General features: G+C 69.2%; 11 protein-coding genes. 4 read left to right on the top strand and 7 right to left on the bottom strand.

Annotated elements, in window-relative coordinates; genetic code table 11:
* Nucleotides 1-112: 112 nt before the first annotated feature.
* Complete coding sequence (locus tag HXX10_RS04470) at nucleotides 113-349, bottom strand: hypothetical protein (RefSeq protein ID WP_296520337.1); 237 nt, start codon at nucleotides 347-349, stop codon at nucleotides 113-115.
* Nucleotides 350-507: 158 nt separating this feature from the next.
* On the opposite strand from HXX10_RS04470, the gene HXX10_RS04475 reads away from it, so the two are divergent.
* The gene (locus HXX10_RS04475) at nucleotides 508-936 is read left to right on the top strand and encodes a metallopeptidase family protein (RefSeq protein WP_296520338.1); all 429 of its coding nucleotides are present in this window, start codon (nucleotides 508-510) and stop codon (nucleotides 934-936) included.
* A 2-nt stretch (nucleotides 937-938) separates the two neighbouring features.
* Here HXX10_RS04475 and HXX10_RS04480 read toward each other — a convergent pair whose 3' ends face one another.
* Nucleotides 939-1550 (bottom strand): hypothetical protein, encoded by a 612-nt coding sequence (locus HXX10_RS04480; protein ID WP_296520339.1) that lies wholly within the window; start codon nucleotides 1548-1550, stop codon nucleotides 939-941.
* A 214-nt stretch (nucleotides 1551-1764) separates the two neighbouring features.
* Here HXX10_RS04480 and leuD point away from each other — a divergent pair, with 214 nt between their 5' ends.
* Complete coding sequence (leuD, locus tag HXX10_RS04485) at nucleotides 1765-2370, top strand: 3-isopropylmalate dehydratase small subunit (RefSeq protein WP_296520340.1); 606 nt, start codon at nucleotides 1765-1767, stop codon at nucleotides 2368-2370.
* 121 nt (nucleotides 2371-2491) lie between these two features.
* Here leuD and HXX10_RS04490 read toward each other — a convergent pair whose 3' ends face one another.
* From HXX10_RS04490 to HXX10_RS04510, 5 genes are all read right to left on the bottom strand, one after another.
* Nucleotides 2492-3346: an SDR family oxidoreductase gene (locus HXX10_RS04490; RefSeq protein ID WP_296520341.1), complete on the bottom strand. Its 855-nt coding sequence runs from the start codon at nucleotides 3344-3346 to the stop codon at nucleotides 2492-2494.
* Between the two features lie 187 nt (nucleotides 3347-3533).
* A complete protein-coding gene (locus tag HXX10_RS04495; protein ID WP_296520342.1) occupies nucleotides 3534-4478 on the bottom strand; it encodes a carbamate kinase in 945 nt (314 codons plus the stop codon).
* A gap of 32 nt (nucleotides 4479-4510) precedes the next feature.
* Nucleotides 4511-5701, bottom strand: coding sequence for a knotted carbamoyltransferase YgeW (gene ygeW / locus HXX10_RS04500; RefSeq protein WP_296520343.1), 1191 nt, complete (start codon nucleotides 5699-5701; stop codon nucleotides 4511-4513).
* Between the two features lie 66 nt (nucleotides 5702-5767).
* Entirely contained in the window at nucleotides 5768-9052 is a 3285-nt protein-coding gene (ygfK, locus tag HXX10_RS04505) for a putative selenate reductase subunit YgfK (protein ID WP_296520344.1), read from the bottom strand.
* Nucleotides 9053-9093: 41 nt separating this feature from the next.
* Nucleotides 9094-10635 carry a M20/M25/M40 family metallo-hydrolase gene (locus HXX10_RS04510; RefSeq protein WP_296520345.1) on the bottom strand — a complete coding sequence of 514 codons (1542 nt, stop codon included), beginning with the start codon at nucleotides 10633-10635 and terminating at the stop codon, nucleotides 9094-9096.
* 257 nt (nucleotides 10636-10892) lie between these two features.
* On the opposite strand from HXX10_RS04510, the gene HXX10_RS04515 reads away from it, so the two are divergent.
* Both HXX10_RS04515 and xdh read left to right on the top strand, forming a co-directional pair.
* On the top strand, nucleotides 10893-11717 hold the full coding sequence (locus HXX10_RS04515; protein WP_296520346.1) for a MurR/RpiR family transcriptional regulator: 825 nt from the start codon (nucleotides 10893-10895) through the stop codon (nucleotides 11715-11717).
* Nucleotides 11718-11731: 14 nt separating this feature from the next.
* A complete protein-coding gene (gene xdh / locus HXX10_RS04520) occupies nucleotides 11732-14368 on the top strand; it encodes a selenium-dependent xanthine dehydrogenase (protein WP_296520347.1) in 2637 nt (878 codons plus the stop codon).
* Nucleotides 14369-14392: the final 24 nt, after the last annotated feature.

Consider the following 14392-nt stretch of genomic DNA (forward strand, 5'->3'; position numbering starts at 1 on the left):
CGCAAGCCGAGGCGTGTCTCGTCGGCGACGAAAAACGATGAAACAGCCGGCGGACACCCGCCCGGGCGCAGCGAAATAGGCTCGGCGGCGGCACCGGATCAGCGGCGCAACGTCACCGATAGGCCCAGCGGCAGCGCATCTGCGGCGTGATCACGTCGCCGCTCGGCCGGCGCTCGATCGCCAGCCAGTCGACGCATTCGCGGTAGAGTTGCCGGTTCGGCGTCACCTGGATCCGCGTCGGACCCCGCGCGGCGCGGCGCGCTTGCGCGCGCTCTTCCGCCGATGGCACCGTGTAGCCCGGACCGGCTTGCGCATGCGCCACGCCGAGCCCGGCAGAGACTGCGAGCATGAGCCCCGCGGTCGCGACGCGCCAAAACCCCCGCATGATCCGTCCTCCTGTGCCCCTTCGGCACGCTCGCGCATCGCCACCGTTCGTGTCAATCTCGGCCGTCCATGATGCCCGGTCATTGTGCCTTCCGGGTCTCAACTGCGTCCGACGGTCCTGCCATGCCCCAATATCCGCTGTCCGATCCGCTCGCCTGGCGCACCGTCAAGGCGCCGTCGCTGATCGCGTTCGAGGTCCTGGCGACCGCGGCGTTTCGCCGGCTGCCGGCGCGGTTCCGCGGCATGTGCGAGGGGCTGGTCATCCAGGTCGACGACTTTCCGACCGAGGAAGTCCTGGACCACATGGACCTGGAGAGCGAGTTCGACCTCCTCGGCCTCTTCCAGGGTGTCGGCCTGCCGTTCCGCTCCGACAGCGCGCCCGGCCAGATGCCCAACATGATCTGGCTCTATCGACGCCCGATCCTCGACTATTGGGCCGAGCACGACGAGACCCTGGGCGCCGTCGTCACCCATGTGCTGGTGCACGAGATCGGCCACCATTTCGGCCTGTCGGACGACGACATGGAAACGATCGAGAAGGGCGCCGACTGAGATCACCCGGCGGTGCTCCGGGCCTTGACGAGATCGCGCACCGCCGTCTCGGCCCGCCTCACCTCGGGAATGCCGCGCCACCAATCGTAGACCTCCTGGAGATCGCCGTCGGAGTCGCGGGCGCTGCCGCGGCTGAGCTTCAGGTGTCCGCGTCCGCCGTCGCCGTCGGTACGCTCGATCGCGGTGATCTCTTGTCCGAAGTGGCTGACCACCGTGCGCCACGGCCGCGCCCTCAGCGTGAACATGCGCTGGTCGGTCACGACATGGACGGAACGGGCGGCCTTGACGGCCGCCACCAGCGGTGCGGCCAGCATCCCGAGGCCGATCAGCACGAAGGGCAGGCCGAACAGGGTGAAGCCGAGCCCGAACAAGGTCGGCATGTCGCCGCCAGCCTGGTCGCGTCCCCACAAGCCGAGCGACAAGCCGATGGCCGATCCCTCCCACACGATGACGAACGTCATCCAGGCGATCCCGAAGATGAAGATCGGCAGCGTCGGCAGCAGCGCGGAGCGGGGGCTCGGCTGCCCGGCATAGACGATCCGCTCGCGCGGCTGCACTTCGTTGCAAACCGCGGCCTGGACGGCCGGCGGGAGCGACAGGAGGTCGGCACTCATGCGGCTTTCTACCACCGGATCCGTGAACGTAGCGTCACACCTAAGCCGCCAGGGTGCCCCGGCATGCAGGCCAGGCAGCGCCTCCGCGTCGTGGACCCTCGGGACAAGGGAGGCAACCACCAGCCGCCTTGACCGCGGCGCCGCCAGCGTTCATCACACGCAACGCGCTCGAACGCGCAAGATCGCAGGACCGACCCGCGCAGGACCGACCGACATGGACAAGTTCACCACCCTCGAAGGCATCGCCGCACCGCTGCGGACCATCAACGTCGACACCGACGCGATCATCCCGAAGCAGTATCTCAAGACCATCAAGCGCACCGGGCTGGGCACCGGCCTGTTCGCCGAGAAGCGCTTCCGCGACGACGGCTCGGAGAACCCGGACTTCGTCCTCAACAAGCCGGCCTACCGCAAGGCGAAGATCATCGTCGCGGGGGACAATTTCGGCTGCGGCTCGTCGCGCGAGCACGCGCCCTGGGCGCTGCTCGACTACGGCATCCGCGCCGTGATCTCGACCTCGTTCGGCGACATTTTCTACAACAACTGCTTCAAGAACGGCGTGCTGCCCATCCGGGTGTCGCCCGAGGATCTGGAAAAGCTGTTCGACGATGCCGAGCGCGGCGCCAACGCGACGCTGTCGATCGATCTCGAGAAGCAGGAAATCCGCGGCCCCGACGGCGGCACCGTGAGGTTCGAGATCGATTCGCACCGCAAGCATTGCCTGCTGAACGGCCTCGACGATATCGGCCTGACGCTGGAGAAGAGCAGCAAGATCGCCGGCTTCGAGAGCAAGCTGAAGGAAGACCGCCCCTGGGCGTGAGCCTTTCGGCCCCGTAGGGCGCAATGAGCGCAGCGAATTGCGCCGATCATGATCGCCGTGTTTCGCTTCGCTCGACCGGGCCTACGGTTTCTTCGGCGCAATTCGCTGCGCTCATTGCGCCCTACGGCTTGTCGCCCGCCTTGACGAAGGCCGCGAAGGCCTCGGCGTAATCCGGATGCCAGCGCGACAGCGGCGGCCGGTTCTCGACGATGTCGCCGGCCGCCCACAGGATGCGGCGCGCGTCGAGGGCGTGCGACACCTCGTTGTCCGGGCACAGGATGTAGAAGTCGCCGTGCTCCAGCCGCTCCATCATCGACTCGATGGTCTGCTCCGGCGTCCAGGCGCCGGCCGGCTTCTCGGTGCGTCCGCGCGCCGTCAGCGCCGTGAACACGAAGCCGGGGATCAGCAGATGGGCCGAGACGGCGCAGCCCTCGGTGGTGCGCAGCTCGTAGGCCAACAGCTCCGTAAAAGTCTTCACGCCCGCCTTCGAGACGTTGTAGGCCGGGTCGCCCGGCGGCGTGGTGATGCCCTGCTTCGACCCGGTGTTGATCACGAGGCCCGGTCGGCCGCGCGCCATCATGCCGGGAACAAACACCTGGCAGCCGTGGATCACGCCCCACAGATTGACCTCGAGCACCCGCTGCCAGCTCGCTTCGGGACCGAACATGTGGCTGCCCGGCTGCACGCCGGCATTGTTCATCAGCACGTCGGTGCCGCCGAACTCTTCGCGCACCGTCGCTTCCAGCTTCTGGAGGTCGTCCAGCCGGCTCACATCGGTCGCCATGGTCATCACGGCAGCATCCGGCACCGCTGTCTTGATGGCCTGGGCGGCCGCCGCCAGCCGTTCCTCGCCGAGGTCGGCGAGGCACACGGTCAGGCCGAGCCGCGCGAAGCGCGTCGCCGCGGCGCGCCCGATCCCCGACGCGCCGCCCGTGACCACGGCGACGGCTCCGGGCGCAAAAGCGGGGTGTGGCATCGGGGTCTCCTCGTTCGCGACGGACCGTCCAGCCGAAAACGCGTGTTCGGGCGATCCCGTGTACCCGAAATCGCCGGAACCCGCTGTGCCCGTTTCGCAATGGAGCATAACGCTGACGGCGCGACATTGATCGCCCGTCAGCGATCTCGCCGATTTGAACGGATTGTCGGTCGTCCCGGCCGCCGGCTTACGGCGTGATGCGCGTGCCGCCGCGGCCGGCGAGCGCCGCGGCGAGGTGCTCCTGGTCGGTGATGATGGCCTCGCGGCCACCGCCTTCCAGGAACTCGACCACGGCCTGCACCTTGGGCAGCATGCTGCCGGGCTTGAAGTGCCCCTCGGCCATGTGGCGCTTCGCGTCGGCCACCGTGATGGTGTCGAGCGTCCGCTGCTTCGGCGTGCCGAAATCGAGGCACACCTTCTCGACCCCGGTGGTGATGACCAGCACCTCGGCGCCGAGCTGGCGCGCCAGCAGGCTGGAGGCGAGATCCTTGTCGACCACGGCGGAGGCGCCGCTGATGTCGCCGTTCGGCTCCTGGACCACGGCGATGCCGCCGCCGCCCGCCGCCACCACGACGAAGCCCGCATCGAGCAGGGTCTTCACCGCGTCGATGTCGAGAATGGCCTTCGGGTCGGGCGAGGCGACGACGCGGCGCCAGCCGCGGCCGGCGTCCTCGACGATGGCCCAGCCGTCGTTGCGCCGGTGCTCCTCGGCCTTCTCCCTGGCGAGGAACGAGCCGATCGGCTTGGTCGGGTTGCGGAACGCCGGATCGTCCGGGTCGACCAGCACCAGCGTCACCAGCGCGGCCGGCGAGCGGGCGAGGCCGGCCCGGCGCAGCGCGTTGCGCAAGGCGAGCTCGAGCTGATAGCCGAGCGCGCCCTGGGTGTCGGCGACGCAGGAATCGAGCGGCACCTGGTGCATGGTCGGTGCGGCGAGCTCGGAGCGGCGCAGGATGAACCCGACCTGCGGGCCGTTCCCGTGCGTCACCACCAGCCGCAGCTCGGGATCGCGCAGCAGGGACACGATCTCCCCGCAGGCGCGCTCCGCGGCCCGGTACTGGTCGGGCACCGACTGGTGCGTCTCGTCCGAGATGAACGAGTTCCCGCCGAGCGCGACGACAACCGTCTTCTTCATGCCAGCCTCCTTCCGGCGGAGACCGCCGGCAATCAGATGCTCAATGCCTTGGCGCGACGGACGATCTGCTCCAGCTTGGCGCCCGGATCGGAGAGGCGCGTCAGGAACATCAGGGCGCTGATGACGAACGGCTTGTAGCTCGCCTCGTTGTAGGTCGGGATGCGGTACTGCTCGAACACCTCGGCGCTCACCTCGCCCGCCTTGCAGCTCACGTCGGTGATGTCGGCCGGCAGGCAGTGCATGTAGAGCGCCGACTTGTCGCGGGTCAGGTTCATCTTGGCCCGGTCGCATTCCCAATTCTGGAACTTGGCGTTGTTGGCGAGGCACTCCTTCTCCAGCGCCTTGAGCCCGTCCTTGTCGGAAACCTTCAGGAGCTCGGTGCGGCGCTGCATGACCTGATAGGGCGCCCACGACTTCGGATAGACGATATCGGCGCCCGTGAAGGCCTGCTCCATGCTGTTGACCACCTCGAACGAGCCGCCGCTCTCGGTCGCGTTCTTGCGGGCGACCTCGATCACCTCGGGGATCAGGCCGTAGCCCTCCGGGTGCGCCAGGCTCACCTGCATGCCGAAGCGGCTCATCAGGCCGATGACGCCCTGCGGCACCGACAGCGGCTTGCCGTAGCTCGGGCTGTAGGCCCAGGTCATGGCGATCTTCTTGCCGCGCAGGTTTTCCAATCCGCCGAAATGCTTCTTCAGCCAGGCGAGGTCGGCGAGCGCCTGGGTCGGGTGGTCGACGTCGCACTGCAGGTTGATGATGCTGGGGCGCCGATGCAGCACGCCCTTCTGCGTGCCTTCGGTGAGCGCGTCACCGACCTCGCGCATGTACTTGTTGCCTTCGCCCAGGAACATGTCGTCGCGGATGCCGATCGCCTCCGCCATGAAGCTGATCATGTTGGCGGTCTCGCGCACCGTCTCGCCATGCGCGATCTGGCTCTTCTCCTCGTCGAGCTCCGACAGCGTGAAGCCGAGCGCGCTCGCGGCGGCCGCGAAGGAGAACCGGGTGCGGGTCGAGTTGTCGCGGAAGATCGAGATGGCGAGACCCGCGTCGAAGGCCCGGTAGGAGATGCCCTCCTTGTGAAGCTGCTTGAGCGTCTCGGCGAGCGTCAGGATCGCCTTGATCTCTTCGGTCGGGTGCTCCCAGGTGATCAGGAAGTCCTTCTGGAAGAGGTTGGTCTTCAGGGCCTGGAAGGCGGCGAGCTCTTTCTCGACGGCGGCGCTCATGGCGGGTTCCTTGCGGGATGGAGTAGGGCAGGGATCGGCTTGGTGGGTCCGGGGTGGAGGTGTCGGTCAGTGCCCCGGCAGCACCGGCTCGGCGTCGAGCAGGGCGATGAGGGTGGCGCAGGGGGTGAGGTCGATGGCTTCGCCTTCGGCGAGAGCGCTGGTCGGCTCCGACGAGAGCCATTCCCATGTGCGTGGCTGGAGGCGGGCGACGAGCTTCTCCGAGCGGTACACGGCCGCACCGTCGCGGCGCTCCAGGCTGTGGAGGCGACCTCCGAGCCGTGCCTCGACGACGGTCGCGTCGGCGCTGCGCACCAGGCGGAACGCGTCGCCGTGGGCCTCGCGCCAGCCGTCACCGTCGATCCAGAACCGCGGCTTCTCCTGGTAGGGCGCGCCGGCGGTCGGGCAGAACGTGGTGCAGTTTCCGCACTCGTTGCAGTAGTCGCCGATATTGACGATCTGCACGCGCTGGCCCACGGCGTGCGGCTTTGCACCGGCGTCGACCAGCGCGCCGCCGCGCGCGACCAGCGAAGGCCAGGTGACGCTGAACGGCGAGACCGTGTAGGCGAGGTTGGCGCGGTTCGGGCAGACGGTGACGCACAGGCTGCACAGGTCGTCGCAGTCGAGGCAACGGCTTGCTTCGCGCACGGCCGCCTCGGGGCCGAAGCCTCCGACGACCTCCGCGAAGCCGGTCCGCTCCGCGACGGGGAGCACCGGCACGGTCTGCGGGGGCACGCTCCGCGCCTTCTTGTCGAGGAGCGCCGCCGGCTTAGCCTGCTTGTCGAGCGCCGGTTCCGCCTCCGGGGCGATGCCGTGGCGGCGTGCGATCTCGGCCGCGACCGCATGGCCGTCGGCGATGGCCTTGATGACCGACGCCGCGCCGCGCGACACGTCGCCGCCGGCGAACAGCCCGGCGACACTGGTCTCGCAGGTGGTGGCGTCGACGACCAGCGTGCCGTCGCGCCGGCGCGCGACCTCGAGGCCCTCGAGGAAGTCCAGCACCGGCTCCTGGCCGATGGCCGGGATCACGGCGTCGGCGGGCAGCAGCACCTCGTCGCCGCCGGCGGGCACCGGCCGCGGCCGACCCGAATCGTCGGGCGGTCCCAGGATCATCCGGGTGCAGGCGAGGCCGACGACCCGGCCGCCTTCGGTCACGATGCGGGCAGGCGCCAGGAGGTCGCGGATGACGGCGCCCTCCTCGATGCACTGCAGCACCTCCTCGGCGTCGGCCGGCATCTCGGCGCGGGTGCGGCGATAGATGATCGACACCTCGCCGTCCGGGGCGAGGCGACGCGCCGTGCGGGCGGCGTCCATCGCCGAGTTGCCGCCGCCGACGACCAGGATGCGGCGACCGAGCGCGGGCGGCCGTTTGGCGCGCACCGCATTCAGGAACTCCAGCGCGTCGACCACGCCGGCGGCGGTCTCGCCGTCGATCGCGAGCCGCTTGCCGCGCTGCGCGCCGATGGCGAGGAAGACGTAAGGATAGTCCCGGCGCAACTGGTCGAGCGTCATGTCGCGGCCGAGCGCCTTGCCGAATGCGATGGGCACGCCGAGCGTCCGGAGCCGGTCGACGTCCTGCTCGATCGCGTCGCCGGCGAGCCGGTAGCCCGGGACGACGCCGTTCACCGTGCCGCCCGCCGCCGCCCTGGCGTCGAACAGCGCCGGCTCGAAACCCGACTTGGCGAGATAGTATGCGGCGGCGAGCCCGGCCGGCCCGGCGCCGACGATGGCGACCTTGATGCCGTTGGGCGGCCCGGCGCGTTCCGGCGACGCCTCGCCGTGCTCGAAGGCGAAGCGCTTCACCTCGCGGATGGCGAGGGGCGCGTCGTAGAAATTGCGGACGCAGCGCTCGGTGCAGGGGTGGTCGCAGATGCTGCCGGTCATGCCGGGCTGCGGGTTGGTGCGCAGGATGACGTCGAGCGCGTCGGAGGGGCGCCCGTGTCCCACCAGCCACAGATAGTCGGCGATGTTCTGGTGCGCCGGGCACGCCTCCTGGCAGGGCGCGGCGATGCAGTCGAAGCGGCCGAGCGCACGCGGCCCCTTGAAGACCAGCGGGCGCTCGCGGCTGGCGTAGCGTTCGTCCCGTGCGACCGACTCGGCATGGCGGGCCAGATTGAAGCGGGCGCCGCGCCCGCCGGACCTCGCCTGCACGAACGCCTCGATGCTGTCGGCCCCGGCGTCCGCCATGGCGGCGTCCAGGTTGACGAGATACTGCTGCAGCCGCGCGTAGCCGCCGGGCTTCAGCAGATCGGTGCAGACCGTGACGGGCCCGAGCCCGTCGGCCACCAGGTCGGCGAAGTTCCGGGCGTCGGCGCCGCCGCAGAAGCTGATCGGAACCCGCCCGTCCAGCTCGTCCGTCACCAGGCCCGCCAGGGTCAGGGTCAGCGGATGCAGCGAGCGGCCGGACATGTACATCATCTTCTCGGCGGCCGGGAAGACGGGACGCCGGTTGACCACCTCCAGCGTGTTCGACAGCTTGAGCCCGAAGCTCTGCGGGCGGCCGGCGGCGATCTCGGCGAGGTTCTTCACCATCGTCATGGCGTCTTCGAAGCGCGGGTCGTGCTCGAACGCCGCGTCCGGAACCTCGATGTCGAAGCCGAGCGTCCGGTTGAGGATGCTGCGCAACCGGTCGGGGCCGAGCAGCGTCGGATTGAGCTTCACCCAGGTGTGGACGCCCAGCTCCGTCAGCAGGTAGCGCGCGATGCGCTCGATCTCGGCCGGCGGGCAGCCGTGCATGGTCGACAGCGTGATGTGGTCCGAGATCCGAAGCGGGATCTCGATGTCGCGCACCGCCGGATAGACCTTCGCGACCGCCTCGACGGCCGCCGGCAGCGCCTCGCTCGCGTCGCGCAGCGAGGCGATGAATCGCTGCACGCGCGGCGTCTGGATGCCGGCGAGGTCGTAGCCGACGCTCATCGCGAAATGGGTGCCGGGATCGGCGAGGCCCATCCGGTGCGCCAGCGCGTGCACCAGCACCCAGGCGTTGAGGTATTCGTCGTAGGACTGCTCGAGCTTCAGCTCCTGCGACCATTCGCAGTTGTAGGTCTCGTCGGCCGAGTCGATGCAGGGTCGGCTGACGGCGATCTCGTCTAGAATCTGGACCGTCTTCAGCTCGATGAAGCGTGCGCCGCACAGCCAGCTCGCCACGATGTTCTGGGCGAGCTGCGTGTGCGGACCGGCGGCGACGCCGAGCGGCGCGGCCACCGTGTGCCCGAACATGCGCGCGGCGACCCGCGGCCCGGGAACGGCGAAGTTGGCCTGCGGAATCCCCATGACCGAGTCGCGCGATTCCAGCTCGCCGAAGATCCAGCGAGCCAGCAGCTCGATCGGAGCGGGACGGAACGGCTTGTCCATGGAGCACCCGTGGGTTGTCTTCGCCTCTCGAGCCGGGAAGGTCAGTGGCCGGTCGCGAACACGCTGGGGAAGCGCGCCAGGAACGCGATGCAGTGCCGCAGCTCGCGCACGTCGACGCACTCGGCGATCTTGTGGGTGTTCTGCTCGATGCCGGGCGCGAAGCCGAACATGGCCGGGTGCTTGTAGGCGCCGGAGACGACCCACTTCTTGCTCTCGCCGACCGGGATCGAGGTGTCGTCCTTCGGCACCGGATAGCCGACGCCGTCAGTCGAGAAGATCCAGCGGTCGACGCGCGGCTCCTTCGGGATGCTGCCGCCGGTGCCGCTCTTGCCGTTCACATGCGGGCTGATGACGCCCTTGTAGGCCGTCACGGCCGCCGCGATGGCGGGATGCTCCTCAGGCGTCACCCAGCCGAGATAGATCTGCTTGTTGTTGAGCACGTAGCCCTTCCAGCTCGCGTCCGGATAGACCGGCACGGCGACCTCGACCTGGAGGCCGGCGGCGCGCGCCGCCGCGACCGAGGACAGGGCCTCGACGTCCTTCACCGACTGCTCCGGCGTCTCGCCGATGGTGAGGCGACGGTCGAAGCGGAACACGAAGCGGGCCGGCACGGCGCAGTCGCTCGGCGTGTCGAGGGTCGACCACGAGGCCGTGCGGGTACCGTGGCCCAGGAAGGCGTTGTCCAGGAAGCCCTCGCGCTTCTCGTACTTCTCGGCGGCTTCTTTCAGGATGGCGGCGCCGTATTCGAGCGGGTTGAGGCCCATCCACGGCATCGAGCCGTGCGAGGAGCGGCCCGTCACCGTCACCTCGATCTGCATGCGGCCGCGCTGGCCGCGATAAATGCCGAGCGCGCCCTTCTTGGCGTCGCCGGTGGAGTCGGTGAGGATGACGACGTCCGGGATCAGCTCGGCTTTGGCGCCCGGCAGCACGTTGCGCATCACATACATAGGGCCGGCGCCGTCGTTGTCCTCCTCGCACACCGTCGCGTAGGAGCGCACGATCACGCCCTTGAGCGCGCCCTCCGGCGCCAGCTCCAGGAGAATCTTCGAGGCGACGATCTGCGAGATGACGCCGCCGAGCTGGTCGGCCGAGCCGCGCCCGAACAGCAGGTGCTCCCACTCGGTTTCCGGCGGCACCCAGCCGAGCTCCTTCTCCAGCATGGCCTTGTCGATCTTGGAGCGGTCGAGCAGGCCGTCATAGACGTCGACGCCGCCGTTGGTCTTCTCCAGCCACACGGGCCGCAGCGGCTTCACCGTGTCGGTGTGGCCGTCGAGATAGATGACCTTCTTGCTGTCGGCCGGAATGCCGTCGCTCGGATCGCTCACGACCCAGACGAGATTGCCGAAGGCGTCGAAGTTGACGTCCTTCGGATCGCGGACGGCGCCGATCTCGATGATGCGCTTGCGGAGATAGTCGAGCCGCGGAAACTCGTGGTTGGAGGTGCCGCAACGCGGGTCGCCGCCCTGGTCGGCCGGGCGGTCCACGTAGTCGGCGGGGATGCGAATGGCTTCCTTCAGGATCTCGATCGCCAGGGGATGATACTTGGCGGCGAGCTCGGCCACGCGCCCATCGAGTTTCGACATGATTTTCTCCAGTTGACCGGAATGCGGGGTCCGCACTCCGCGACGAACCGCCCCCTCGGGCCGCACGCCGACAACGCCCACCCAGGCCGTCGCCACCGATCCGCAGGACTTCGTACGGGACGCGAACCTCGTGACGGTCCGGATGCCGCGGCGGGCGGACGCGGCGTATACCCGGCCGGTTCGCTCTCCATGAAACACGAATTTCGTATTTGCGTCTAGATGAAATTTGTGTTTCTTTTCTCCTCATGGTGCAGCCGTTGGAACAAGCGATCCGCGCCCATTATGAACGGCTGCCCGCCGGCGAGCGGAAGATCGCCGATGTGCTGTTGGATATCGGCGACGATCTCCCGGCCTATTCGGCGACCGAGCTGGCCGGCCGCGCCGGGGTGTCGAAGGCCACGGCGACCCGGCTGGTGCGCCGCCTCGGCTTCGCCGACTATCAGGAGCTCCGCCAGCGCACGCGCGCCAGCCAGGCGGCGGGCTCGCCGCTCGCCGAGCTGCACGGCGCCGCCTTGCCCGGTTCGCTCGGCCGCCATCTCGAGCACGACCTCACCTGCCTGGCCCGGACCCTCGAGGGGGTGGCGGCCGGCCAGGCCGGCCGCGCCGTCGACATTCTGGCCGGCGCCGGCACCGTGTGGGTGGTCGGGTTCCGCAACAGCCACGCCCTCGCTCTCTATGCCCGCGAGCTGCTCGTGCAGGTGAAGCCGGACGTGCGGCTGCTGCCGCTGCCGGGCCAGACGCTCGCCGAGGATCTGTCCGCCCTCAAGCGGCGCGACGCCGTGCTGACCATCGGTTTCCGTCGGCGGCCGCCGGTACTCGCCAAGATCGTCCGCGCCGCCAACCAGGCTGGCGCCGAGGTGGTGCTGCTGGCTGACCCTTCGCTCGGTGATCTCGGCGACGAGGCTGCCGTGACGTTCCGCTGCCTCGGCCGCGGCGCGAGCCTGTTCGATTCCTACGTGGCTCCGATGAGCCTTCTGAACTACCTGTGTGCAGAGGTCGCTCTCGCGCTCGGCGAGGCGGCGCAAGCGAAGCTTCGACGCAGCGAGCAGTTGCACGAGGCCTTCGGCGACTTCGGATTCTGAGGAGGGGCGCCACAATGAAAACCGTCCGCTTCAAGCTGAATGGTGTTCCCCGCGAGATAGACACGCTCCCCGACGAGCCATTGCTCGACGTGCTGCGCGAGCATTTCAAGATCAAGTCGATCAAGCCCGGCTGCGGCCCGCAAAAGGAATGCGGTTGCTGCCTGGTGCTGATCGAGGGCCAGCCCAAGGTCACCTGCTCCATCAAGGTGTCGCAGGTGGAAGGGCGCTCAATCCTGACGCTCGAGGGCGTCTCCGACAACGAGCGCCAGCTCTATGCCGCCGCCTTCCAGGCCGCCGCCGGCCTGCAATGCGGCTACTGCACGCCGGGCCTGGTGCTGCGCATCAAATACCTGACCGACCAGGACCGCGAGCTCAGCCGCGCCGACATCGCCAAGGCGATCGACGGGCACCTGTGCCGCTGCACCGGCTATGTGAAGATCATCGACGCCGTCGAGCTGATCCACAAGGCGAAGCGCGGCGGCGCGCTGCCGCCCGTGGTCGAGAACGGCGGCGTCGGCGAGCCGCTGCAGCGCTGGCAGGGCGCCGATCTCGCGCTCGGCCGGCGCCCCTTCGTCGCCGATATCGACGCGCCCGGGATGCTGTACGGCGTCGTCGTGCTGTCGCCGCATGCGCGTGCCCGCGTGAAGCGGATCGACACCTCGAAGGCGCTGGCGCTGCCCGGCGTCGCCGCGGTCGCGACCGCCAAGGACGTGCCCGGCAACCGCTGGGTCGGTCTCATCTACAACGACTGGCCGTGCTTCGTCGCCGAGGGCGAGGAGGTGCGTTACGTCGGCGACGTGGTCGCGGCGGTGGCCGCCGACACGGCGCGCATCGCCCGCGAGGCGGCCAAGCTGGTCGAGGTCGAGTACGAGGTGCTGCCGGCGGTGCTCGATCCGTTCGAGGCCGTCAAGCCCGGTGCCCCGCAGGTCAACCCACATCACGCCAACACGCTGTCGGTCACGCGCATCGTCAAGGGCGACGCCGAGGCGGCGCTCGCGGCGTCCGCTCACGTCGTCACCGGCACCTGGCAGACGCAGCGCATCGAGCATCTGTTCCTGGAGACCGAGGCGGTGCTCGCCGTGCCGCTGCCGGACGGGCGCCTGCATCTCTACAGCCAGGGCCAGGGCATCTTCGACGACCGCCGCCAGGTCGCCTCCGTGCTCGGCGAGCCCGAGGATCGCCTGTTCGTCGAGCTGATGCCGAACGGCGGCGCCTTCGGGGGCCGCGAGGACATGACCATCCAGGCGCAGACGGCGCTGCTCGCCCGTCTCACCGGCCGCCCGGTGCGCCTGACGCTGACGCGCGAAGAATCGGTCCGCATGCACCCGAAGCGCCATCCGCTCACCATGACCTACACGGTCGGGTGTGATGCCGAGGGCCGGCTCACCGCCGCCAAGGTCTCCATCATGGGCGATTCGGGCGCCTATGCCTCGGTCGGTGGCAAGGTGCTGGAGCGCGCGGCGGGCCACGCCTGCGGGCCCTACAGGGTGCAGGCGATCGAGATCGAGTCGACCGCCGCCTACACCAACAATCCGCCCTGCGGTGCGATGCGCGGCTTCGGCGTCAACCAGACCAGCTTCGCCATCGAGGGCTGCCTGGATCTGCTCGCCGAGAAGGTCGGGCTCGACGGCTTCGAGATGCGCTGGCGCAACGTGCTGCGCAACGGCGACACCTACACGACCGGCCAGATTCTCGACAAGGCGGTCGGGGTCGAGACGACGCTCGCCGCCGTGAAGGACGCCTATTACGCCGCCAAGCGCGACGGCCACGCGGTCGGCATCGCCTGCGCCCTGAAGAACTCCGGGCTCGGCAACGGCGCCATCGAGCGCGGCCATGCGCGGCTCGTCGTGCAGCCGGACGGCACCGTCGATCTTCACACCGGCTTCACCGAGATGGGGCAGGGGCTCTTGACCATCCTGACGCAGTGCGCCGTCGAGGTGACGCATCTGCCGGCCGAGATCTTCCGCCCGCAGGTCAACACGCGCTTCGAGCTCGGCGCCGGCCAAACCACCGGATCGCGTGCGACGCTGCTGGCCGGCCGCGCCATCATCGACGCCGCCGAGAAGCTCAAGGCCGATCTGCACAAGGGCCTGTCGCTCGACGATCTCGCCGGCCGCGTCTATGTGGGCGAGACCGTGATCGACGACACCACGGCGCCGGGCGAGACCAAGAACGGCAAGATCAAGACTCACACCACGTTCGGATGGGCCACCCAGGTGGTGGTGCTCGACGACACCGGCGCGGTCGCCAAGGTGATCGCGGCGCACGACGTCGGACGCGCCCTCAATCCGCAGCAATGCGCCGCCCAGATCGAGGGCGCCGTGCATATGGGCCTTGGCTACGCCCTGACCGAGGAGCTTCCCTGCAAGGACGGCATGCCGGTGACGTCGAAGCTGCGCGAGATCGGCGTGCTGCGCGCCCAGCACATGCCGCTGGTCGAGGTGAAGCTGGTCGAGGTGCCGGAGCCGGAAGGGCCGTTCGGCGCCAAGGGCGTCGGCGAGATCGGCCTGGTGCCGACGGCCGGCGCGGTCGCCGGTGCGCTCGCCATGTTCGACGGCACGCGGCACCGACGCCTGCCCATGAAGGAGTCGCCCGCCGCCCGCGCCATCAATGTCGGAAAAATTCCCGGCGACCGCAGCGAGTGGCATTGAGGATATGATGCGACCGAGCATCAC

The organism is Rhodoplanes sp. (genome assembly GCF_013377085.1).
Classification (GTDB): domain Bacteria; phylum Pseudomonadota; class Alphaproteobacteria; order Rhizobiales; family Xanthobacteraceae; genus Rhodoplanes.

Bases quoted from the DNA above. Each gene is read 5' to 3' on its own strand.
- HXX10_RS04510 (WP_296520345.1), bottom strand. From the start codon at position 10,635: ATGTCGAAACTCGATGGGCGCGTGGCCGAGCTCGCCGCCAAGTATCAT.
- ygeW (WP_296520343.1), bottom strand. From the start codon at position 5,701: ATGAGCGCCGCCGTCGAGAAAGAGCTCGCCGCCTTCCAGGCCCTGAAG.
- xdh (WP_296520347.1), top strand. From the start codon at position 11,732: ATGAAAACCGTCCGCTTCAAGCTGAATGGTGTTCCCCGCGAGATAGAC.
- leuD (WP_296520340.1), top strand. From the start codon at position 1,765: ATGGACAAGTTCACCACCCTCGAAGGCATCGCCGCACCGCTGCGGACC.
- ygfK (WP_296520344.1), bottom strand. From the start codon at position 9,052: ATGGACAAGCCGTTCCGTCCCGCTCCGATCGAGCTGCTGGCTCGCTGG.
- HXX10_RS04470 (WP_296520337.1), bottom strand. From the start codon at position 349: ATGCTCGCAGTCTCTGCCGGGCTCGGCGTGGCGCATGCGCAAGCCGGT.
- HXX10_RS04490 (WP_296520341.1), bottom strand. From the start codon at position 3,346: ATGCCACACCCCGCTTTTGCGCCCGGAGCCGTCGCCGTGGTCACGGGC.
- HXX10_RS04475 (WP_296520338.1), top strand. From the start codon at position 508: ATGCCCCAATATCCGCTGTCCGATCCGCTCGCCTGGCGCACCGTCAAG.
- HXX10_RS04480 (WP_296520339.1), bottom strand. From the start codon at position 1,550: ATGAGTGCCGACCTCCTGTCGCTCCCGCCGGCCGTCCAGGCCGCGGTT.
- HXX10_RS04495 (WP_296520342.1), bottom strand. From the start codon at position 4,478: ATGAAGAAGACGGTTGTCGTCGCGCTCGGCGGGAACTCGTTCATCTCG.